Raw genomic sequence first — 22,223 nt, forward strand, 5'->3', positions numbered from 1 at the left:
TCAGTTCTCCTTCGACGTGGTGTCGGTCTTGTGGGTGTTCAGCTTCTCGATGTGCTGCACGAGGAAGTCCCAGGTCTTCCAGAACTCCTCGAGCTCGGCGGCGCCCTGCGCGTTGAGGGAGTACACCTTGCGGGGCGGACCCTTCTCACTCGGCACCTTCTCGACGTCGACGAGGCTCTTCTGCTCGATACGGACGAGCAGGGCGTAGATCGTGCCCTCGGCGATGTCGGTGAATCCGTGGTCGCGCAGTCTGGCGGTGATCTCGTATCCGTACGCCGGCTGCTCCGCCAGGAGCGCGAGGACGATGCCCTCGAGCGTGCCCTTGAGCATCTCGGTCATCTGCTTGCCCATCGGACCCTCCATTCACTACTTGGTGTTGTTGAGTACCGGTACAAAGTAACACTAGGTACCGCTACTCAGCAACACCGAATACTGAAGAAGTTCCCGTGTCGGCGTTCACCGCCCCGGACTGGCCTCCGTGATCTGCTCGCGCTCGGCTTCGAGATGGGCGCGGACGGCCCGGATGCCGGGAAGAAGCAGGGCCGCGGCGGCCGCGACACCGAGCCCGATCAGCGCCACGACCACCGAGGCTCCGAGGGCGTCGAGCACGCGCGGCTGCGTCCACTCGCCGTTCACGACGCCGAAGAACACCGTGGTCGACACGGCGATGCCGGCTGCGGCCCCGAGCTGCTGGAATGTGCTGTACGTGCCGGAGGCGGCGCCGGCATCAGACACCGGCACGGTCGCGAGGGCGACGTCGATGAGCGGGATGATGATGAGCGAGAGCCCTACGCCGGCCGTGAGCATCGCGGGCGCCGCCGTCCATCCGCCGAAGCCTGCGCCGTCTGCCGACAGCACGGCGAATGTCCACGCGATGCCGGCGGCCATGAGCACGCATCCGATGACGATCATGATCTTGCCGAGCTTGGTGGTCATCGGCACGGCGATCCCCGTGCCGATCATGGCCCCGATGCTGAAGGCGAGCAGGTTGAGTCCGGCGGCGAGGGCGTCGAAGCCGAGCGCGAGCTGCAGGTAGAGGATGAACGGCAGCGTGAACGCGTTCATCGCGCCCTGGAACATCGCCTGCGTGACGAGTCCGGCCGAGAAGCCGCGGTTGCGGAACAGCGGCAGCGGCAGCAGGGCCGAGCCGTCTCGTGCCGCCCGGCGGCGTGCGTGGGCGACGAACAGCACGAGCAGCGCGACGCCTGTCGCGTCGAGGGCCCACAGCCACGCGGGCCACTCGAGAGTCCGCCCCTCGATGAGCGGGATCATCAGGCACAGCAGTGCGGCGGTGAGCAGCGCGACGCCGGTGAGATCGGTGCGAAGGGGACGGTCGGAGCGGGTCTCGGGCACGCTGCGCACGGCGATCGCGTAGATGACCACGCCGACGGGGACGTTGATGAGCAGGATCGAACGCCAGCCGAGCCCGAGCAGGTCGGCGTCGACGAGCCAGCCGCCGAGGATCGGGCCGACGACGGCGGCGATTCCGCTGACGGCGCCGATGATGCCGTAGACGGGCGTGCGCTCGCGTGGCGTGTAGAGGGCCTGCACGGTCGCCAGCAGCTGCGGCACCATGAGCGCGGCGAAGAGTCCCTGGATCACGCGGAAGGTGACGAGAGGCGGGCCCGACCACGCGGCGGCTCCCGCTGCCGATGCAAGTGTGAAGCCGACGATGCCGACGAGGAAGAGGCGCCTGCGGCCGAAGATGTCGCCGAGCCGGCCGCCGGTGATGAGCGCGACCGCGAACGCCAGCATGTAGCCGGAGACGATCCACTCCAGCTCCGCATCGCGGGCGTCGAGACCCTGGCCGATGGCGGGGAGTGCGACCTGCACGATCGTCGCATCGAGCAGGTCCATGAACGAGGCGAAGAGCAGGATGCCGACGGCCAGGCCGCGGCGAGAGGTGTCGGCCATGCGAGGCCCCCTTCTAGAATGAGGTGTCTCAGGAATGAGATATTCCCAAAGTGGGAAGATCCCACGACGGAGAGAATATGACTGGGGGTCCTCCATGTCAAGCAAGGCCGACGTCACGCGACGCCTCCTCGACCTCATGCAGGTGTTCATCGCGGATGCCGTGCTCACGAACGAGCGCATCGCACGGTCGCTCGGGCTCAGCGTCGTCGACCTTCAGGCGTTCGGCGTGCTGGTCCGCGCGGGGCGTCCGCTCACGGCGGGGGAGCTGAGCCAGCGCACCGAGCTGCCGACCAGCACGACCACGCGCGTGATCGACCGGCTGGAGCGCGAGGGGTTCCTGCAGCGCGCCGCCGATCCTGCCGACCGGCGCCGGGTCGTGCTGCACCCGCGCCCTGATGCGTTCGAGCGCTTCGCCTCAGGCGAGCAGGGCGACCCTTACGCCGACGTCACGGCCCAGGTCGAGCGCGCGCACGAGCAGTTCACCGTCGCGGAGCTCGAGACCGTCGCCCGGTACTTCGAGGCCGTGTCGGCTGCCGCGACCCCGCCCCGACCCTGACCTGATCCCGGGCCTGACCCTGACCTGATCCCGGGCCTGACCTGACCCCGCCGCGCTCCCGAGCGTCCCTCCGCGCTCCTGCATCCGCTCCGCGCCTCCGCGGGGACGGCGCTCAAAGCCAGCGCTTGTACTTGAAGACCCCGTACAGGCCGACGGCGAAGGCGGCCATCGCGCCGATCGCGAGGGGGTAACCGTAGGTCCACTTCAGCTCCGGCATGACCTCGAAGTTCATGCCGTAGACCGTGCCGACGAGCGTGGGCGCGAAGATGATCGCGGCCCACGAGGAGATCTTCTTGATCTCGTCGTTCTGCGCGAGCCCGGCCTCGGAGTGCCGCCGCGCGACGAGGGCCGACTGCACGGTCAGCGCGTTCTCGAGGATCGCGCGGAACGAGTCGACGCGCTCGTTGACCCGGATGGTGTGGTCGAGCACGTCGCGCAGCGACCGCTGCAGCTCCTCGTCGATGCGGTACTTGTCCGAGCCGCGCCGCAGCCACTCCAGCATCCCGGTGAGCGGGTGCACCGCCCGCTGGAAGTTGATGACCTCGCGCGAGAGCTCGTAGATGCGGCGGGAGAGCGCGTCGTCGTCGCTGTCGCCGAACAGCTGGTCCTCGATCTCGTCGATGTCGTTCTCGAGCCCTGCGACGATGGGCTCGTACTCGTCGACGACCTCGTCGAGGATCGCGTAGAGCACGGCCTCCGGGCCCATCGCGAGCAGTTCAGGGTTCGCCTCCATGCGGCGTCGGACCGCGGCGAGGTTCGGCGATTCGGCGTGCCGGATCGTGACCACGAAGTCGGGGCCGATGAAGAGGTGCAGCTCGCCGAACTCGACCGACTCCTGCTCGTCGCGGTAGCGGGCGGGCCGCAGCACCGCGAACAGGGTGTCGCCGTAGCGCTCGACCTTGGAGCGCTGGTGCCCGGACAGCGCATCTTCGACGGCCAGCGGATGCAGGTCGAACTCGCGCGCGACCGAGTGCACCTCCTGCGGACTCGGCCGGTACAGGCCGATCCACGCGATGCCTCCGACCGCGTCGAGGATGCGGTAGGTCTCGTCGAGGTTCTTCGGGGTCTCCACTCGGCGTCCCTGGACGTACACGCCGTTGTCGATGAGCGCCATGATGCGGCTCCGTTCTCGCGGGCGCACACGGCGTCGTCGTGCCGGGTGCGCGAATCCATCGGGGGTGCGGAGGACGCCGCCGACGGCTGCGGAAGATCAGGCCTGCGGGATCGCGGAGCGGATGCTCAACGCGAGGCCGTGCGCGACGCAGCGAAGGCGGCGTCGTGACTATCACCGGACATCGCCATCACCGCCTTTCGCGCACTCGGGGGTCGCCGGACCCGATAGACCAGCATACTCCTGTTCGTCTGGGCGAGTCAGGGGAGCGCGACGACCTCGCCGCCTCGCGCGGCCGACGCCTGCGCGGCCTTCACGATCTCGACGGTGCGGATGCCGACTCCGGCGTCGGGCTGCGGCTGCCGCCCCTCGCGCACGGCGGCGACGAACTCGTCGAGCAGGAGGGCGTCGAGGTCTGCGCCCACCGGATCCCACGTCTCGCCCTGGGCGTCGTGACCGGCGACCCCCTTCGCGAACGGGCTCACCGTGAGGGTGCCGTGCTCGGCGACGATCTGCAGCGTCACGCCTCCCCAGGTCGCCGAGCTCATCGGCCAGCTCCACGAACAGTCGATGGTGGCGATCACACCCGAGGGGTACTGCACGGTGACGAGCCCGCCCGTCTCGACCTGGAGGTCGCGATGCCCGTGCAGGATGCTGTTCGACACGGCGCGCACCGAGGCCGCGCGTTCTCCGAGCAGCTCGTCGAGCAGGTCGGCGCAGTGCACCACGTGATCGACGAGCGCCCCGCCGCCGGCGAGCGCGGGGTCGGTGAACCACGCCCTGTCCTGCGGCAGCTTGCCGTTGTTCACGCCGGTGACGCCCAGCACGCGCCCCAGCCGGCCGCTGCGCAGCTGGGCCACGGCGTCGCGCACGACCGGGGCGAACCGAACGGGGTACGCCACCATGAGGATCACGCCGGCGCGCTCGCACGCCTCGCGCATCGCGACGGCGTCGTCGACCGTGGTGGCCAGGGGCTTCTCGCACAGCACGTGCGCTCCGGCCGCCGCCGCGCGTTCGACCAGCTCGCGGTGCCGCGCATTCTCGGCGGTGACGACCACCGCGTCCGGTCCCCACGCGAACGCCTCGTCGTACGTGTCGACGTAGGCGACACCGAGCTCGGCGGCCAGAGCGGCGCCGCGCGGGGCGTCGTCGGGGGCGGCCGCGCCGTCGGGGTCGGCCGCGATCACCTCGACGCCCGGCATCGCCGTGAGCGCGCTGACGTAGCTGAGGGCGTGCGTGTGCGCGAACGACAGCACGGCGATCCGCAGGGGTGCGGGGGTGTTCATCGGGGGTCCTCCTCGGCCTCGGCGGTCAGCGATACGGGGGCCCCGGCGGCGATCGACGCGTACGCCGCCTCGGCCACGGCCACCGCGTCGATGCCGTCGCGCGGAGTGACGAGGGCGTCGCGGCCCTCCGCGATGGCGGTGACGAAGTCGGCGATCTCGGCGTAGTACGGACTCTCCTGCGGCGACATCGGCGGCAGGTAGTCGGGGGAGCCGGGGGCGGCGACGGCATCCGTGCGCAGCGAGAGGTCTTCTGCGCTGTCGTAGCGCACGCGCCCGGCGGAGCCTGCGACCTCGACGCTCGTGCGGAACGGCATGCCCGCCGCCACCCAGCTGCCGTGGATGTGGCTGATGACGCCGCTGCGGTGGGTGAGCACGACGTGAGACGTCACGGGCGCAGGCACGCGGTCGTCGACGGTCGGCGGGTTCTGCACCGCGAACACCTGGGCGACAGGGCCGGCGAACCACATCGCCTGGTCGATGTCGTGGATCATGAGATCGCGCACCACGCCTCCTCCCGTGCTCTCGCGGAAGAACCACGGCGTGAGCGGGGCCGATCCCGCTCTGCTGAAGCGCTGCACTGCCACGGTGCCGATGCGCCCTGCGTCGATGGTCTCCTTGATCTTGCGGTACTCGCCCATGTACCGCACCACGTGCGCGGGGAACAGCCGCACCCCGGCGGCATCGGCGGCGCGCGCGACGGCCGCGGCATCCGCGGCGGTGGGGGCGAGCGGCTTCTCGCACACGACGTGCCGGCCTCGGGCGATGGCGCGGAGGGCGAAGTCGGCGTGCGTGCTGCTCGGCGTGACGATGTCGACCACGTCGACGCGGTCGATCAGGGTGTCGACGTCGGCGACCTCGGTGAAACCGTACTCGGCGGCGATCTCGTCTGCGCCTTCGAGCGACGTCACGAACCCCTCGGCGCCGAGTGCGCGCCACGCGTCGGCGTGCACGCGGGAGATGCCCCCTGCGCCGATGAGTCCGACCTTCAGCGTGCTCACTTCTTCTCCTCGGTGGTATCTGGTGCTGCGGCGTCGTGCGGCAGCGGCGTGATCGGGGGAACTGGCATGTCGTCGAGGCCGTAGACCTCGCCGGGGTGGCGGCGGAACGCATGCACCAGGGCTCCGTGCGCTGCGGCCTCGGCGCCGAGCCGCGCTTCGGTCAGCGGCACCTGGAACGGCAGACGGATGTGGCGGGGGAGCGCCTCACGAAGCGGGTCGAGCAGCCGCTCATGGGCCTCGGACAGGCCGCCGCCGATCACCACCATCGCCGGGTCGACCGTCATGATGAGCATCGCGATGCCGTGCGAGAGCTCTTCGATGAAGGCGTCGAGCTCGGCCTGCGCGTCGCGGTCCCCGCCGCGCGCGAGGGCGAACACCTCGGCGGCGGTGGGTGCCGTGCGCCACAGGAGCTGGCCGGTCTCGTTGCTGATCCCGCGGAACGCGAGGCGGCCGATGTCGCCGGCGGCGTTGTGGATGCCGCGCCGCGGCTGGCCGCCCAGGATGAGGCCCATCGCGATGCGGTTGCCGACCGAGAGGTACACGACGTCGTCGACGAGCTGCGCGACCCCCAGGTGGTGCTCGGCCACGGCGGCGAGGCGGACGCCGTTGTCGACCGCGACGGGGCATCCGAAGGCGTGCCGCAGCTGCGAACCGATGTCGATGCCCGACCACTCGGGGATGACGACGGATGCTGTGACCCTCCCGGCGTCGTCGACGATGCCGGGGAGCGAGACGCCGATCGTCCGCACGCGCGAGGCGGGGATGCTCGCGTCGGCGAGCGTGCGGCGGATGTCGTCGATGACGGCGGCGAGCTTGGCAGGCCCGTCCGGGCGTCCGGCGACGCCGTCGAAGGTGCGCTGGGCGACGACGGCACCGCCCAGGTCGGAGACGACCACGCGGATGCTGGCGACGCCGATGTCGACGCCGACGACGGCTCCGGCATCCGACTGGAAGGCGTAGCGGCGGGCCGGGCGTCCCGCTCCCCCGCCGGGGACGAGGGGGGCGTCGGCGACGAGCCCCGCCTGGGTGAGGACGCCGACGGCGGTCTCGACAGAGGTGCGGGAGACCTCCAGCGACCGTGACAGCTCGCTGACCGTGGCTGGTCCGACGTCGCGCAGGTGGAGCGCGGAACGCGCGACGATCGACAAGGGCGCTGGCACGGCCATGTGCGGACCTTCCTTCTCGCTGTCGCAGGTTTCGATCAAAATAGCACACTCGATTTTTAGATCACAGGCGTTGTTTTCCTGCGAGAAACACGCGTGTAACAAAGCGATGAGACGGTGTACTTGACGAATTATCCCACTTCAATGTCATAATAAACCGTACTCAGCACGGTATGAGCAAAGGAGCACCATGCGCGTCAGTAAGTTCATCGGCGTCACCGCGGGCGTCGCGGCCGCCACGCTGTTGGCCGGATGCTCGGCGGGCGGAGACGCCGCCGAAGGCACGAAGCACATCACGGTCTGGCTCTACCCGGTCATCGCCGACGAAGCGGTGCACAAGGACTTCTGGGACACCACGATCGCCGACTTCGAGAAGAAGCACGACGACATCACGGTCGACTACGAGATCTTCCCGTGGGCCAATCGCGACGAAGCGCTCCAGACGGCGATCGCCGCAGGCAAGGGACCCGACGTGGTCTACCTCATCCCCGATCAGCTCGCCGCTTACCAGAAGTCGATCGCGCCGCTGAACTCGCTGCTGAGCACCGAGCGTCAGGACGAGATCCTGCCGAACGTCAAGGAGTCCGTCACCATCGACGGCGACATCCTCGGCGCGCCGATCCTCACCAGCGCTCAGCCCCTGCTGTGCAACGCGGCCGCCTTCGAGGCCGCCGGCGTCACCGAGTACCCCGAGACGTGGGACGACATCACCGAGATCGCCCCGAAGTTCACCGAGAAGGGCATGTACGTCCTCAACTACCCGGCGTCCGCCGAGAACACCCTCAACCTCACGTTCTATCCGCTGCTCTGGCAGGCCGGCGGCGAGGTCTACTCGACGGACGGAGGCGTCGGCTTCGACAGCAAGGCGGGCGAAGAGGCGCTGACGTTCCTCACCGATCTCGCCGAAGCGGGAGCGCTCGATCCCGAGGCGCTCACGACCAACGTGCCTCTCGAGCAGACCGCGATCGCGCAGGGCAAGGTCGCCTGCACCTGGAACAACGCGGTCACCGAGGTCGAGCCGTTCTGGGGCGAGGAGAACGTCAAGGTCCTCGCTCCGCTGACCGACGAGAAGTCCGTCGCCTACGGCACGGTCGGCTCGCTCTCGGTCTTGAAGGGGTCGAAGGCGCAGGATGCCGCGGCCGAGTTCGTCGAGTTCGCCACGGGTGCCGACGTGGTCGAGCCGTACCTGAAGGCGGCCGGCTACTTCTCCGCGCTGAGCACCACGGGTCCGCTGTACGCCGACGACCCGCTCCTCGGCGAGGTCGAGAAGTACGTGCCCGACACCACGGTCGGTGAGCTCGCGACGAGCTCGCGCGCGCTCATGGGCGTGCTCGCTCCCGAGATCCAGGCGGCGCTCCTCGGCCAGAAGTCCCCGAAGGACGCGCTGTCCGCCGCGGCGGACGCCGCGGCGCCCCTGCTGAACAAGTGACACGAGCGGGGCGCACGGCCGACCGTCGTGCGCCCCGCCATCCCGCCCCCCGACCCGCGAGGTATCGACCAATGACGACGGCAACGAGCCAGAGAAGGCCCGCAGGGCGGGTCGCCAGGGTGCTGTCCCGGCGCGAAGCCCGCGTGGCGTTCCTCTTCGTGCTCCCGGCCTTCCTGCTCTTCATCGCGTTCCGCTTCGGCCCCAGCATCGTCGGCGTCGCGCTGAGCTTCTTCGACTACGACATCAGCGGCGAGGTCGCCTGGCGAGGGCTCGACCACTTCCAGCGGCTCGTCGCCGATCCGCTGTTCTGGCGTGCGATGGGCACCACCGTGATCTACACGGTGTTCGCGGTGCCGATCGCTCTCGTGCTGTCGACGGTCATGGCGCTCGGCGTGCGGAGGGCGTTCCGCGGCGCGCGCTTCTTCCGGTCGATCTTCTTCCTCCCCGTCATCACCTCGCTCGTGCTCGCCGGCTCGATCTTCGTGTGGATCTTCTCCAGCACCGGCCCGTGGTCGGCGGTCATGGCTCCGCTGGGTCTCGGCGGATCGTGGCTCGGCAGCACCGTGCTCGTCATCCCGGCCATCGTCGTCGTCGGCGTCTGGTCGCGGTTCGGCTACGGGATGATGATCATGATCGCCGCCATGCAGGACATCCCGCGGGAGCTGGAGGAGGCCGCGCTCGTCGACGGCGCCAACGCGTGGCAGCGCTTCCGGTGGATCGTGCTGCCGCACCTGCGCCCGACCATCTTCTTCCTCGCCGTCATCGAGACGACCGCGGCCTTCCAGGTCTTCGACGTCATCTACGTCATGACCCAGGGCGGCCCCGCCAACGCGAGCTACTCGCTCGTCTACCTGCTCTACGACCAGGGCTTCCGGTACTTCGACTACGGGTACGCGGCGGCCGTGGGCGTCGCCCTGTTCCTCATGACCCTCGTCGTCGCGCTGATCCAGCGCCTCGTGATCGGAAAGCAGAAATGACCGCCGTGAGCCCGACGATGAACCGATCGAGGAACCGCTCGTTCCGCGCGCTCGAGCCCACGGGGTGGGGCGTCGTCGTCCGCTGGATCTGGCTGAGCATCGCCGGCATCCTCAGCTTCTTCCCCTTCTACGCGATGGTCGTGCTGAGCCTGAAGCCGGGCAAGGTCGTCGAGCTGCCCGGCTCCCTGCTCCCGTGGACCGACATCTCGTTCGACTCCTACGCGCAGGTCCTCGGCGGCCAGAACATCCTCGGCTGGCTCGGCAACACGCTCGTCTACTCGCTCGTCTCCGTCGTCGCCGTGCTCTTCCTGTCGGCGATGGCCGGATACGCCTTCGCCAAGAAGCGCTTCGCCGGCAAGGAGGTGATGTTCTGGTCGTTCCTCTCCATGGTGATGGTGCCGTTCCACGTCACGCTCATCCCGACCTTCATCCTCATGGCGAACCTCGGCGGCGTCGACACCTACTGGGGACTTATCCTGCCCACGCTCGCGAACGCGCAGGCCGTGTTCCTCATGCGTCAGTTCATCCAGGGGCTGCCCGACGAGCTGTTCGAGGCCGCGCGCATCGACGGCGCGGGGGAGTTCCGCATCTTCCTCCGCATCGTGCTGCCGCTGTGCAAGCCGATCCTCGCCACCCTGGGCATCTTCGTCTTCCTGTGGCACTGGAACGACTTCCTCTGGCCGCTCATCATCGCGAAGTCGAACGCGATGTTCACACTCACCGTCGGCATCTCCTCGCTGCAGCAGCAGAACGTCCCGCTGAGCACCATGCTCGCAGGGTCGGTCGTCGCGCTGCTGCCGATCTTCCTCGCCTACCTCATCGCCCAGAGGTACGTGCAGGAGGGTGTCGCCGGCACCGGAATCAAGGGCTGACAGGGAAGGACATCACCGTGACTGCGCATGCATTCGCCTCAGAGGCCGAGCTGGAGGAGGCGCTGACCACGCCGAGCCGCGCGCTCGTCGACGACCTCGCCGCCGGATCGGGCGACCTGGTGATCCTCGGCGCCGGGGGCAAGATGGGCCCGACCCTCGCGGTGCTCGCCCGCCGCGGGCTGGATGCCGCGGGGCGCGAAGGCGACGAGGTCTACGCCGTGTCGCGGTTCGGCGACGCCGCGCTCCGTGCGCGCCTCGAGGATGCTCGCGTGAGGGTCGTGCCGTTCGACCTCATCGAGAACGACGACCTCTCGTCGCTGCCCGATGCGCCGAACGTCGTGTTCATGGTCGGCGCCAAGTTCGGCGCGGCGACCAACGCCTCCTGGGCATGGGAGGTCAACGCGGCGCTTCCCGACCGCGTCGCCCGCCGCTACCGCGACAGCGCCATCTCCGTGCTCTCCACGGGCAACGTCTACCCCTTCGTACCCGCATCGTCGGGCGGCGCATCCGAAGACGTCGCCCCCGCGCCGATCGGGGAGTACGCGCAGTCGTGCCTCGGCCGCGAGCGCGTGTTCGAGTTCGGCGCGCAGGAGCGCGGCACGCGTGTGTCGCTCATCCGCCTCAACTACGCCGTCGACCTGCGCTACGGCGTGCTCGCCGACATCGGCAGCGCCGTGCACTCCGGTCAGCCCGTGTCGGTCGCGACGGCGAACGTGAACGTCGTGTGGCAGGGCTACGCGAACGAGGTCGTGCTGCGCAGCCTCTCGCACGCCTCGACCGACGTCTTCACCATCAACCTCACTGGCCCCGAGCTGCTCAGCGTCGAGTCGATCGCGCACCGCTTCGGGGCGCTGTTCGACCGCGAGGTGGAGATCGTCGACGACCCGCAGCCGACCGCCCTGCTCAGCGATGCGCGCCGCTGCATGGCGCTGTTCGGGTACCCGTCCGTGCCTGCCGAGGAGCTGATCCGCCTGCAGGCCGAGTGGATCGCCGCCGGACTGCCCCTGTCGGCCAAGCCCACCAAGTGGGCCGTGCGGGACGGGAAGTTCTGATGTCCGTTCCCGCACTCCGCCCGCAGGCCGCGGCGACCCTCGCCAGAGGCGCCGTGATCCCGGCGCATCCGCTCGCCCTCACCGCCGGCCGGCGTCTCGACGAACGCCGTCAGCGCGCGCTCACCCGGTACTACCTCGATGCGGGAGCCGGCGGCATCGCGATCGGCGTGCACACCACCCAGTTCGAGATTCGCGACCCCGAGCACGCGCTGTTCGAGCCCGTGCTCGCGCTCGCGGCCGAAGAGCTCGACGCCAGGGCGGGTGCCGAGATCGTGCGCATCGCGGGCGTCGCCGGCGACACGGCGCAGGCGGTGGCCGAGGCCGAGCTCGCGCGCAGCCTCGGCTACGACGCCGTGCTCGTGAGTCCTCGGGTGGCCGGGGCCGACGAGCGCGCTCTGCTCGACCGGGCCCGCGCCGTGGGCGAGGTGCTCCCCGTCGTCGGCTTCTACCTGCAGACCGCCATCGGCGGCCCCGTGCTCGACCGGGAGTTCTGGCGCGAGTTCGCCTCGATCCCCGCCGTGGTCGCGGTGAAGGCCGCGCCGTTCGACCGCTACCGCACGCTGGAGCTGGTGCGCGGTGTCGCGGCATCCGGTCGCGCCGATGAGATCTCCCTGTACACCGGCAACGACGACGCGATCGTCGCCGACCTGCTCTCCGAGTTCCACGTCGACTCCCCCGACGGGCGGCGCACCCTGCGCTTCGTCGGCGGCCTGCTCGGCCAGTGGGCGGTGGGCACGCGTGCGGCGGTCGCCCTGCTGGAGCGGGCGCGCAGCGCGATGGAGGGGGATGCCGAGGCGTACCGCGAGCTGGGATTGCTGGCGTCCGACATGGTCGACGTCAACCAGGCAGTGTTCGACCCCGGCAACGACTTCCACGGCGTGATCGCCGGCGTGCACGAGATGCTGCGTCAGCAGGGACTGCTCGAGGGCATCTGGTGCCTGGACCCCGCCGAGGGCCTCTCTCCTGGACAGGCCGACGAGATCGCCCGCGTGCGACGCGCCTACCCCCACCTCAACGACGACGCCTTCATCGCCGAGCACCTCGAGGACTGGCTGCGATGAGCGCCGCCGCCGCGGTCGCCCCCGCCGTGGTAGCCGTGGTGCCGGAGGGGCTGTTCGCGGAGTTCTTCTCGGATGCCGACGAGGCACGCCTGCGGGCGGCGGCCGAGCGCCTCGGCGGGGAGTTCGTGCGGGTGGACCGGCTCGACGAGGTCGACGCATCGGCGGCGCGCGTCGTGATCACGAGCTGGGGTGCTCCCCCGTTCGACGAGACCGTGCTGGCGACTCTGCCCGCGCTCGAACTCGTCGCGCACACCGGTGCGACGGTGAAGTTCTTCGCCACGGATGCCCTCTTCGACCGCGGCGTGCGGGTGACGCAGGCCGGCGCGGGCATGGCCCGATCGGTGGCGGAAGTGTCGCTGGCCTTCACGCTGGCGCTGCTGCACCGCGTGCCCGAGATGCACGAGGCCGTGCGCGCGGGCGGCTGGTACGACGCCGAAGCCGTCGGTGCGCAGCATGAGCTCCTCGGGGCTCCCATCGCCGTGATCGGCGCCTCGCGCACCGGCCGTGCGTACCTGGAGCTGCTTCGGGCGCTGGGGGCGGAGCCGCTGCTCGTCGACCCCACGATCACCGCGGCCGCTGCCGAGGAGCTGGGCGCCGCGCTCGTGCCCCTCGACGAGGCGCTGCGGCGCGCGCGCATCGTCGCCGTGCACGCGCCGACCCTGCCGGAGACGCATCACCTCATCGGGGGCGCGGAACTCGCGCTGATGCCTGACGGCGCCGGCCTCGTCAACACCGCGCGCTCGTGGCTCGTCGACGAGCAGGCGCTGCTGACCGAGCTGCGCAGCGGACGCCTGCGCGCGGCGATCGACGTCTTCGACGAGGAGCCGCTGCCCGCGGACAGCCCGTTCCGTCGTGTCCCCGGGGTGCTGCTGACACCGCACCGTGCCGCGGGGACGACCGAGGGGCGGCTGCGTCAGGGCCGCATCGTGGCCGACGAGCTCGACGCCTTCTCGGCAGGAGAGCCCCTCGTGCACGCCGTCGACCGTTCGCAGCTGTCGACGATGGGCTGACGATGACGGCTCTCCGCGTCGCGTTCGCCGGCCTCGCCCACTCGCATCCGTTCACGGACGCGCAGAACGTGCTCGCGCAGGGCGGGGAGGTCGTCGCGGTGCACGATGCGGATCCTGCGGCCGCGGCGGGCTTCGCCGGGCGGTTCGACGCGGTCGTGGCGCCGTCGACCGAGGCGCTGGCGTCGTACGGCGCCGACCTCGTGATCGCGACGCCGCGGTGGGACGAGACGGTGCCTGCCCTGCGCGGGCTGACCGGTGCGGATGCCGCGGCCCCCGTGTTCGTGAACAAGACGGTCGCGGCGACGCCGGCGCAGGTGTCGGCCTTCGCCGCCGCCGTGGCGGACGCGCACGTCGCCGTCGGCACCTCGTCGGTGCTGCGGTTCGCCCCTGCGGTCGTCGCGCTGGCCGAGGCTGTCGCCGCAGACCGTGCGGCAGGGGCGGAGGTGCTCGCGGTCCGCGTGCACGCGCAGCACGACGCCGCGGCGTTCCGCCTGCCGGGGCGCGAGTGGCAGGACGACCCCGAGCGCGGCGGCGGCACCCTCGTGACCGTCGGGGTGCACGCATGGGAGATGGTCGACGCGGTGCTGCCCGGCGCGGCGCTCGTCGCGCCGTCGGGGTCGACGCGGCGGATCGCGGGATCGGCGACGCGCTCGGAAGACCTCGGCGTCGTGTGCGGGATGCTGGAGGTGCCGGGCGCGGCGGTGACCTCGCGGGCTGCACCACCGGCCGTGCCCGCGTCGACCGCCGGACGTGTGGCGTCGGCCGTGGAGCGGATCCCGGTGCAGGTGCTGGTATCCGGAGTGCCAGGCCCCGACGCGTACCGGATCGAGGTGGTCACGGCCGCCGGCGTGCGTGCGGCCGACCTCGACGTCGACGACGCGAACGAATCGCTCGGCTTCGCCGGACTCGTGCGTGCGCTGCGCGCCGCGGCCGGTGATGGTCGCGCGGCGGCGCCGTGGAGCGAGGCGGAGGTCGTCGTGCGCAACACCGTGACGGCGGCCATGGCCGCGCGGGAGGGTCGATGAGCGGCGACGCGGTGATCCGACCGGCGACCGCGGCGGACGAACCCGCCCTCGCCCGGCTCTGGGCCGCCGCGTTCACGCCTCCGCTGGCACCGGATCAATGGCTCGTGGATGCGCGGCGGCACAAGCACACGCTGGTCGCGGAGGATGCGGACGGCCTGTGCGGGTCGATCTACGGCGTGCCCAAGAGACTGCGCGAGCGCGACGGCGGAACAGCCGCCGTGCACGCCATCGGCAGCGTCGCGGTCGACGCCAGGGCGCGCGGCCGGGGACTCGCGCGCCGTCTCGTCGCGGCCTCGCTGCAGACGGCGGGGGATGCGGACTGGGCGCTGCTGTTCACCGGCACCCCCGAGGTCTACCGGTCGAGCGGTTTCGAGACGTTCGCGATGGATCGCGTGCTCGCGGGGCCGTGGAGAGCACCGTCCGCTGCGGAGGGAGCCGCCGGAGTGCCCGCCGGCACCGGCGACGGGGTGCTGCGGCGGCGGATCGGTGCGAACGGCGGCCGGCCCTCGGCATCCGGAGCTGCCGTCCTTCCCGACGCCGTGCGCATCGCCTACGAGCACTCCCGGGAAGGTCTGGTGCTCGCGCCGGTGCGCAGGGAGGTGGACTGGGAGATGGCCGCCGTGCGGCTCCGCGGCGCGCTCCTGTACACGCACGAGACGACCGACTCGGCCTACGTCGTCGCCACGATCCGCGGAACGACCGGCGTGGTGTGCGAGGCCGCGCTGCCGACGGATGCCGATGCCGACGGCATCCGTCATGCGCTCCTCACCGCGCTCGCCGCGGACTGGGAGGCCGCCGATGTGACGGACTGCGACATCGCTGTTCCCGCCCGCCCCGGTGATGAGGGCGCGTTCGCTGGCTTCGCGCCGGAGGCGAGGCGCCTCACCGATCACACCGGCATGACTCGTGCACTGCGGCGCCGTCCGCGCCTCGACGGCATCCGACACTTCACGGAGGCCGACTACTTCTGAACAGGTTCGACACCGACTCTGGGGAACTGGGGATCGATACGAGGCGCGGCCGACCGGTCCGCCCAGGAAACAGCGGCGATGTCGCCGTGAGGAGGGATGACGATGACGCGTGATGAGAACACCGACCCCGGCGCGCTGCGCAGCAGGCGCATGGTGCTGGCCGGCTTCGGGGCAGCCGCGCTCGGCGGAGTGGCGGCCGTGGCCACGCACACGCCGGCGCAGGCGGCGGGGCCGGCCGTGCCGCAGGCCGCGACGAGCGCCCGCTCGGTCGGCAGTGCCGGGACCGTCGACGAGCTCAGCGGGGTGAAGGGCAAGGCCGGCGACCTCGTCGCGGTGGCCGGACACACGACACCCGGCGACGGCGGAGGCGGAACATACCGGCTCGTGACCGCCGACCCGCCCGCACCCAACGGCGGCACCGTCGTGGCGGGCAAGGGCGGATCGTGGGTGCTCGTGCACTCCGGCGTGGTGGACTTCCGGGTGTTCGGGCTGTTCGACGCCTCGCAGCCGGCGGATGACGCGCTCGACGCCATGGTGGGCGATCCCTCCATCCACCGCATCGAGGCGCACACCGACCTCAACTTCGTTCGCAGGCACCGGTTCTCGCGCTCGAACATCGCGTTCGACTTCGGCAACCACCTCATGACGACCGAGGGCATCGAGAACGCAGGGAAGGACGATCCGTTCGCCGCGGTCATGTTCTTCCGCGGCGAGGTGACGGATGCCGTGCAGGAGGCGCGGCTCGGCGAGGACGTGCCCGACCTCGCCGACGTCTTCCCCGTGGCCGACTCGTCGTTCTTCGCGGTCGGCGAGTGGTATGCGGCCGAGGTGAATCCGCTCAAGGGCCGATGGGAGCGCGAGCTGCAGCGGCTCGTACAGGTCACGCAGATCGTCGACGGCACGCACATCCGCGTGAACTACCAGAACGGCTGGCCGCTGGGGAAGGACCGCTCGATCACGTGGCGGCGCATCGTCCCCGTGCACGACGTGCGCGTCTCGAACCTGCGGTTCCGAGGCGGCGGGGCCGACGAGTTCACCGGATCGCATCCGCTCGCGTTTGAATACGCGGTGCGCTGCGACGTCGACCACATCGACGGCACCGCCACGTTCTGGCCGCTCATCCAGCGCCGGTGGAACACCTACTACTCGACGGAGAGCTGCAACCTGACCAACCCGACGTCGGTCACCTGGGGCGGCGCCGGGTACCTGACGCAGCAGATCTACTGCCTCTACGGCTACGTCGCGAACTGCCACACGTCGAACGCACGGCACCTCAACGACTTCACGGCGAGCGCCTACTGCCTGGTGGAGAACTGCCACGGCGACGGCGACGACCAGGGGCCGTTCGTCACCCACGGACAGTACGAGCACGACCTCACCTACGTCGGCAACTCGGGCCTCATGACGTTCGCGAACTCGGGCGCGGCGTGGGGCTCTGCGGCAAAGCGCATCACGGTGCGCAAGCACGTCTGCTCGTGGTTCGTGGCCCGCGTGCGCGTCACCGACCTCACCCTGGAGGACGTGCGGGTCATCGGGAAGCCGTCGCTGGCGGGGTCGGGCATGCTGTGGATCAACGCCGACGGGGCGCAGCTGCGCGGGTGCACGGCATCCGACACGCTCATCATCACCCAGCAGTCGGATGCCTCGTCGCGACCGACCGTCATCGCGGACTCGAACTTCACGTTCACCGCGCCAAGCGAGCTCACGAACGCCTCGGTCACGACGCCCGTGACGTTCGTCGACACCGTGCTCGACGGCGTGGGCGGCATGAAGGTCAACGGCCCCGGTGCCGTGACGTTCCGCGGTGCGACGTTGACCGCACCCGCGACGGCGGATCCCGTCTCGCTTGCATCGGCGCGCGTGCGTTTCGACGGGGCCACCCTGTCGGGTGCGCGTGTCGTCGCGGCGGGGCCGGACGGACAGGAGATCGAGTTCACCGGCACGACGGTCGAAGGGGCGTCAGGAGCGGTGATCTCGCGTGCGGGTTCGGGGGAGCGCCGCGTGCTGCTCTCCGGGTCGACGCTGCGGGGGAAGGACGCCGTTCACGTCGCGCTCACCGACGGGCGCAACCATTACCGTGCCGTCGGCACCCGCTTCGAGGGCGGAGCGATCGAGCTGCGGGATTCCGGGTTCGGCGACGGATCGACGCTGCTGCACACGGGCAACGTCGAGCTCGGGGTGACGCGCACCGCGTTCCCGGAGGCGGGCGACAGGGTCGTCGACACCGCGAACGTGGTGGCATGACCGAGGCGGGGCGGGATGCCGGACGGCGTCCCGCTCCGCCGGTGAACGCGATCAGGTCTCGCGTTCTTTCCGTCTCAGCCGGCGTCGGCGGCGGGTTCGGCGAGGTGTGCGATGCGGTCGACGGCCTGGCGCACGTGCTCGGCGATCACCTGGCCCGCGCGGTCGGGGTCGCCACTGGCGATCGCGTCGAGGATGAGGCGATGGCTGCGCACGTGCTCCGCCTGTTCACGGGGCGGCAGGGCGGCGTTGGCCGCGGTGATGAAGCCGGTGATCCGTCCGCGCAGCTGTGCGCTCAGCTCGGTGAGGAAGCGGTGATCGGAGAGCTCGGCGAGCGCCTGGTGGAACGCGCGGTCCTGTCGCAGCACCTCCGCCATGTCGCCGGGCTCGGCGGCCTCCATCGCCGCGATGATCGCCTCCAGCCGCGCAGCGGACTCGCTCGTCCAGCGCTCCTGCACGCGCACGGCCATGAACTGCTCGAGCACGATGCGCAGGCTTGCGATCTCTTCGAGGTCGCGGGCGCTGAGCTCCGCCACGCGCGCTCCGCGGCGGGGCTCCCGCGTGATCAGGCCCTCCTCGGCGAGCCGCGTCAGGGCTTCCCGCACGGGGATGTGGCTGACGCCGAGCAGCTCGGCGAGCTTGCGCTCGACGAGACGTTCACCCGGGGCGAGCTCGCCGGAGTGGATCGCCGACCGCAGTTCGTCGGTGACCTGCTCGGCGATGTTCTGATCCGAGACACTGCGCATGAGTGCGACCCTCCTCGACGCCGCGCACACGCCGTTTCCGTCGCGGTGGTGCGCATCCGTCGTCCGCTCGATGCTATGGCATCCACGGAGAGGGTGGACAAATCCGTCGGAGTGCTAGATGCTATAGCAAACATCTGAGCGAGACGAAGGAGCTGTGATGTCCGAGACCCGAGCGGCCACCGACGTACGTCCCCCGGAGGAGGTCGGTGCACGTGCGATGAAGAAGGCGATCTGGCGGCTGGGGCCGTTCCTCGGCCTGCTGTACCTCGTCGCGTACATCGACAGGAACAACGCAGGGTTCGCGAAGCTCGAGATGACCCAGGCGCTGCAGATCACCGAGGCCGCCTTCGGGTTCGCCGCCGGCATCTTCTTCATCGGCTACCTGCTGTTCGAGGTGCCGAGCAACCTGCTGCTCGAGCGCTTCGGCGCCCGCAAGTGGATCGCCCGCATCATGATCTCGTGGGGCATCGTCGCCGCCCTGACGGCCTTCGTGCAGGACGAGACGCAGTTCGCGATCGCTCGATTCGTGCTCGGTATCGCCGAGGCCGGATTCTTCCCCGGCGTGCTGCTCTACCTCACGCTGTGGTTCCCGCGGCAGTACCGCACCCAGGTGCTCGCGGTGTTCGTGCTGTCCAACCCGATCGCCAACGCCGTCGCCGCGCCTCTGTCCGGATGGATGCTGGAGCTGCACGGTCTGTGGGGACTCGACGGCTGGCAGCTCGTGTTCCTGCTTCAGGGCATCCCCGCGGTGCTCCTCGCGTTCGTCGTGTTCTTCTGGCTCCCGGATCGCCCGCAGGACGCCCGCTGGCTGGATGCCGCGGAGCAGCGCTGGATCACCGACACCCTCGCCGCTGAGACGCAGGCCACCGAGCGCAGGCACGGACGGCTCCGGTTGCGCGAGGTCTTCGGCAACGGCAGGCTCTGGACGCTCATCGTGCTGTTCTTCGGTGTCGTCTTCGGCGCCTACGGCCTCGGGATGTGGCTGCCGACGATCGTCAAGAACATGGGCGACTTCTCGAACGGCACCACCGGCTGGCTCGTCGCGCTGCCCAACCTCTGCGCCGCGCTGGTGATGCTGCCGTGGGAGCGCGCCGCGCGCAGGCAGGGCAACATCCCGCTGCAGATCGGCATCACGCTGACGGTCACCGCGCTGTCGTTGATCGCCGCCGTCGCCGCGCAGGACACGCCCGTCGTCGCGCTCATCGCGCTGTGCGTCGGCATGTCGGCGCTGTTCTCGACGACGCCGCTCTTCTGGAGCCTGCCGCCGATGGTGCTCACCGGCACGGCGGCGGCAGCCGGGCTGGCGTTCATCAACTCCGTCGGCAACCTCGCCGGGTTCGCCGGTCCGTATGCCATCGGCTGGGTCAGCCAGGCGTCGGGATCCGCCGTATGGGGACTGCTGCTCGTCTCGGGCCTCACCCTGCTCGGCGCGGTGATCGCGTTCGTGCTGAGCCGCCGCGCGGACTTCACGACCGCGCCCGACGCCGTGACCGCACCCGACCCCGTGACCGCGGTCGACGGCGCAGCCGTGCCGGCATCCGATGACGGGGATGCCGTGACCCGTCGCGGCACGGGACTGGCAGGAGACGGACGATGACCATCCTGGACGCGGAGGACGGGGCACCAGCGGTCGCCGGCGACGAGGTGCGGTCGGCGGGCCGCCGCCGTGCGCTCATGGCCGGACTCGGCGCGGTCGCGATGGGTGCGGCCGGCGCCCTCGGGGGCTCGGCGTCCGCGCAGGCAGCTCCCCTCGCGGCCGGTGCGAAAGACGTCACGAGAGCGGAATCGGTCGCCGACCTGGCGCGCCTGAAGGCTCGGGACGGCGAGGTGGCGGTCGTCGCCGGTTACCGCACACCGGGCGATGCCGGACTGCTCGTGTACGTGGGCAGCGAAGACGCGACGGCCGCGGCCAACGGCGGCACCGTCATCGCGGGCGCCCGCGACACCCGCTGGATGCTGCAGCACGACGGCACGGTCGACTTCCGGGTCTTCGGCATCACCGGGCCCGAGGCCCCGGCCGACGACGCGCTCGACGCCATGGTGAACGACCCCCGTGTCCGCCGCATCGAGGCCGGAACCGACCTGCTGTTCCAGCGGCGGCACCGCTTCACGCGGTCCCACCTGGAGATCGACTTCGGCGGTCACCTCGTCACCACCGACGGCATCGAGAAGAACACCCACGACAACCCGTTCGGCGCCGTGCTGTTCTTCACCGGTGTGTCGAAGGACGTCGTGGTCGAGCATCCGCTCGCTGAGCCCTGGCCGGAGCTGACGGACGCCGTCGCCGTGCCGGACGCTTCGCGCTTCCCCGTCGACTCGTGGTGGGCGGTGCAGTGCGACCCCGTCGCCGGAGGCGGAGCGGACGAGCGCGAGCTCCAGCGTTTCGTGCGGGTGACGCAGCAGATCGACGGCACGCACATCCGGATCGACTACCTGAACGGCTGGCCCCTCGACGCGGGCCGCCGGCTCACCTGGCGGCAGATGGACCCCGTGTCCGGCATCCGCATCGCGAACATGCGATTCCTCGGGGCGGGGCCTTTCGACGGCCCGACCGACGGCTCCTTCCCCGACTCCCGCGAACTCACCGGATCGCATCCGATCGCGTTCGAGTACGCCATCCACTGCGACGTCGCCGACGTGCACGCGAGCCGCACCTGGTGGCCCGTCATCATGCGGCGGTGGAACACCCACTTCACGACCGAGCGCTGCTCCGTCGAGAACCCGCCCACCGTGTTCTACGGCGGCGCGGGGTACCTCACGCAGCAGATCTACAGCCTCTACGGGCGGGTGAGCGACTGCAGCTCGTCGAACGCCCGGCACCTCAACGACCTCACCGCCAGCGCCTACTGCATCGTCGAGAACTGCCACGGCGACGGCGACGACCAGGGCGGCAACCCCTTCACCACGCACGGGCAGTACGAGCACGACCTCACCTTCATCGGCAACTCCGGCCTCATGGACATCGCGAACTCGGGCGCACAGTGGGGTACGGCCGCCAAGCGCATCACGGTGCGCGACCACGTGTGCTCGTGGTTCGTCGCCGGCACGAAGATCAGCGACCTCACCCTGGAGAACGTGCGGGTCATCGGCCGCTCGACCTTCGATCCGCAGGCGACCATGACCATCAACGCCGACGGCGCGCAGGTGCGCGGCTGCACCGCGGGGCTGCTCGCCATCGGGCAGCGCTCGTCGCGCTCCTCGCGGCCGACGGTCATCGAGGACTCCGCCTTCGCCCTCCCCAAGGACCAGGTGCTCGTCCAGACGCCGGTCACGGCATCCGTCCGCTTCGTCGGCTGCACCATCACCGGGATCGACGGGGTCAAGGCACGCGGCTCCGGTCCCGTCGAGTTCGTGGACTGCCGCCTCAGCGGTCCCGTCGAGGGAGCGCCGATGGAGATCGGCGGCGCGCGGGTCACCCTCCGCGGGGGCTCGGTGCGCGACGTGCGACTGAGCGCCACCGCGGTGCGCGACCAACTCTTCGTGCTCGACGGGGTCGAGTTCGGCACGGAGCGCGCCGACGGTGCCCTTGTATCCAGGGCGGCCGGCGCCGGCGTGGTCACCTGGCGCGTGACCGGGGTGACCTCGACGGTGCCGAAGGGCGCAGCGCACCTCGACATCGCGACCGGCGTCAACCACGCGCGCATCATCGGCGGCCAGTTCACCGGCGGACGGCTGCGGCTCGCCGACGGGTTCGCCGAGCCGTCGACACTGCTGTACACCGACACGGTGGAGCGCGGCGTCGAGACCGCGCTGCCCGAGGCGGGACCGCGCGTGCTCATCGCCGACGTGCTGACGAGCGCGTGACCGACGG

At 70.6% G+C, this 22,223-nt stretch carries 19 protein-coding genes; 12 read left to right on the plus strand and 7 right to left on the minus strand.

The annotated features are described in order from the left end of the window. Entirely contained in the window at positions 1 to 351 is a 351-nt protein-coding gene (locus tag AB663_RS04855; RefSeq protein ID WP_067196321.1) for a PadR family transcriptional regulator, read from the minus strand. Positions 352 to 456: 105 nt separating this feature from the next. Next, positions 457 to 1,914, minus strand: a complete 1,458-nt coding sequence (locus tag AB663_RS04860) for an MFS transporter (RefSeq protein ID WP_157540884.1) — start codon at positions 1,912 to 1,914, stop codon at positions 457 to 459. Positions 1,915 to 2,008: 94 nt separating this feature from the next. On the opposite strand from AB663_RS04860, the gene AB663_RS04865 reads away from it, so the two are divergent. Continuing rightward, the gene (locus tag AB663_RS04865; protein ID WP_067196325.1) at positions 2,009 to 2,470 is read left to right on the plus strand and encodes a MarR family winged helix-turn-helix transcriptional regulator; all 462 of its coding nucleotides are present in this window, start codon (positions 2,009 to 2,011) and stop codon (positions 2,468 to 2,470) included. Between the two features lie 112 nt (positions 2,471 to 2,582). Here the strand turns inward: AB663_RS04865 and AB663_RS04870 are convergent, their stop codons facing one another. The 4 genes from AB663_RS04870 to AB663_RS04885 form a co-directional block, all read right to left on the minus strand. Then, positions 2,583 to 3,584, minus strand: a complete 1,002-nt coding sequence (locus tag AB663_RS04870) for a magnesium and cobalt transport protein CorA (protein WP_067196328.1) — start codon at positions 3,582 to 3,584, stop codon at positions 2,583 to 2,585. A gap of 257 nt (positions 3,585 to 3,841) precedes the next feature. After that, positions 3,842 to 4,867: a Gfo/Idh/MocA family protein gene (locus AB663_RS04875; protein ID WP_067196330.1), complete on the minus strand. Its 1,026-nt coding sequence runs from the start codon at positions 4,865 to 4,867 to the stop codon at positions 3,842 to 3,844. Next, a complete protein-coding gene (locus AB663_RS04880; RefSeq protein WP_067196332.1) occupies positions 4,864 to 5,865 on the minus strand; it encodes a Gfo/Idh/MocA family protein in 1,002 nt (333 codons plus the stop codon). The genes AB663_RS04875 and AB663_RS04880 overlap by 4 nt, the downstream gene beginning before the upstream one ends. Continuing rightward, complete coding sequence (locus AB663_RS04885; protein ID WP_067196334.1) at positions 5,862 to 7,031, minus strand: ROK family transcriptional regulator; 1,170 nt, start codon at positions 7,029 to 7,031, stop codon at positions 5,862 to 5,864. The genes AB663_RS04880 and AB663_RS04885 overlap by 4 nt, the downstream gene beginning before the upstream one ends. Positions 7,032 to 7,218: 187 nt before the next feature. On the opposite strand from AB663_RS04885, the gene AB663_RS04890 reads away from it, so the two are divergent. The 9 genes from AB663_RS04890 (at position 7,219) to AB663_RS04930 (ending at position 17,669) form a co-directional block, all read left to right on the plus strand. Further along, positions 7,219 to 8,457 carry an ABC transporter substrate-binding protein gene (locus AB663_RS04890; RefSeq protein ID WP_067196335.1) on the plus strand — a complete coding sequence of 413 codons (1,239 nt, stop codon included), beginning with the start codon at positions 7,219 to 7,221 and terminating at the stop codon, positions 8,455 to 8,457. Between the two features lie 143 nt (positions 8,458 to 8,600). After that, complete coding sequence (locus AB663_RS04895) at positions 8,601 to 9,434, plus strand: carbohydrate ABC transporter permease (protein ID WP_232304640.1); 834 nt, start codon at positions 8,601 to 8,603, stop codon at positions 9,432 to 9,434. After that, the gene (locus AB663_RS04900; RefSeq protein ID WP_067196338.1) at positions 9,431 to 10,306 is read left to right on the plus strand and encodes a carbohydrate ABC transporter permease; all 876 of its coding nucleotides are present in this window, start codon (positions 9,431 to 9,433) and stop codon (positions 10,304 to 10,306) included. Before AB663_RS04895 ends, AB663_RS04900 begins: the two co-directional genes overlap by 4 nt. A 17-nt stretch (positions 10,307 to 10,323) precedes the next feature. Next, complete coding sequence (locus AB663_RS04905; RefSeq protein WP_067196340.1) at positions 10,324 to 11,358, plus strand: NAD-dependent epimerase/dehydratase family protein; 1,035 nt, start codon at positions 10,324 to 10,326, stop codon at positions 11,356 to 11,358. Then, on the plus strand, positions 11,358 to 12,419 hold the full coding sequence (locus AB663_RS04910; RefSeq protein ID WP_067196342.1) for a dihydrodipicolinate synthase family protein: 1,062 nt from the start codon (positions 11,358 to 11,360) through the stop codon (positions 12,417 to 12,419). The genes AB663_RS04905 and AB663_RS04910 overlap by 1 nt, the downstream gene beginning before the upstream one ends. After that, positions 12,416 to 13,429 carry a hydroxyacid dehydrogenase gene (locus tag AB663_RS04915; RefSeq protein ID WP_067196344.1) on the plus strand — a complete coding sequence of 338 codons (1,014 nt, stop codon included), beginning with the start codon at positions 12,416 to 12,418 and terminating at the stop codon, positions 13,427 to 13,429. Before AB663_RS04910 ends, AB663_RS04915 begins: the two co-directional genes overlap by 4 nt. 2 nt (positions 13,430 to 13,431) lie before the next feature. Beyond that, complete coding sequence (locus tag AB663_RS04920; RefSeq protein WP_067196346.1) at positions 13,432 to 14,454, plus strand: hypothetical protein; 1,023 nt, start codon at positions 13,432 to 13,434, stop codon at positions 14,452 to 14,454. Continuing rightward, positions 14,451 to 15,425, plus strand: coding sequence for a GNAT family N-acetyltransferase (locus AB663_RS04925; RefSeq protein WP_067196348.1), 975 nt, complete (start codon positions 14,451 to 14,453; stop codon positions 15,423 to 15,425). Before AB663_RS04920 ends, AB663_RS04925 begins: the two co-directional genes overlap by 4 nt. A gap of 96 nt (positions 15,426 to 15,521) precedes the next feature. Further along, a complete protein-coding gene (locus tag AB663_RS04930; protein ID WP_083511111.1) occupies positions 15,522 to 17,669 on the plus strand; it encodes a peptidase C14 in 2,148 nt (715 codons plus the stop codon). A 74-nt stretch (positions 17,670 to 17,743) separates the two neighbouring features. Here AB663_RS04930 and AB663_RS04935 read toward each other — a convergent pair whose 3' ends face one another. Then, a complete protein-coding gene (locus tag AB663_RS04935; RefSeq protein WP_067196350.1) occupies positions 17,744 to 18,412 on the minus strand; it encodes a GntR family transcriptional regulator in 669 nt (222 codons plus the stop codon). 157 nt (positions 18,413 to 18,569) lie between these two features. Between AB663_RS04935 and AB663_RS04940 the strand changes: the two genes are divergently transcribed. Together AB663_RS04940 and AB663_RS04945 are read left to right on the plus strand one after the other, a co-directional pair. Continuing rightward, positions 18,570 to 20,009 (plus strand): MFS transporter, encoded by a 1,440-nt coding sequence (locus AB663_RS04940; RefSeq protein ID WP_232304641.1) that lies wholly within the window; start codon positions 18,570 to 18,572, stop codon positions 20,007 to 20,009. Beyond that, positions 20,006 to 22,216 (plus strand): peptidase C14, encoded by a 2,211-nt coding sequence (locus AB663_RS04945; RefSeq protein WP_232304642.1) that lies wholly within the window; start codon positions 20,006 to 20,008, stop codon positions 22,214 to 22,216. Before AB663_RS04940 ends, AB663_RS04945 begins: the two co-directional genes overlap by 4 nt. Positions 22,217 to 22,223: the final 7 nt, after the last annotated feature.

Origin of the sequence: Microbacterium sp. XT11 (assembly GCF_001513675.1) — a bacterium.
Classification (GTDB): Bacteria; Actinomycetota; Actinomycetes; order Actinomycetales; family Microbacteriaceae; genus Microbacterium.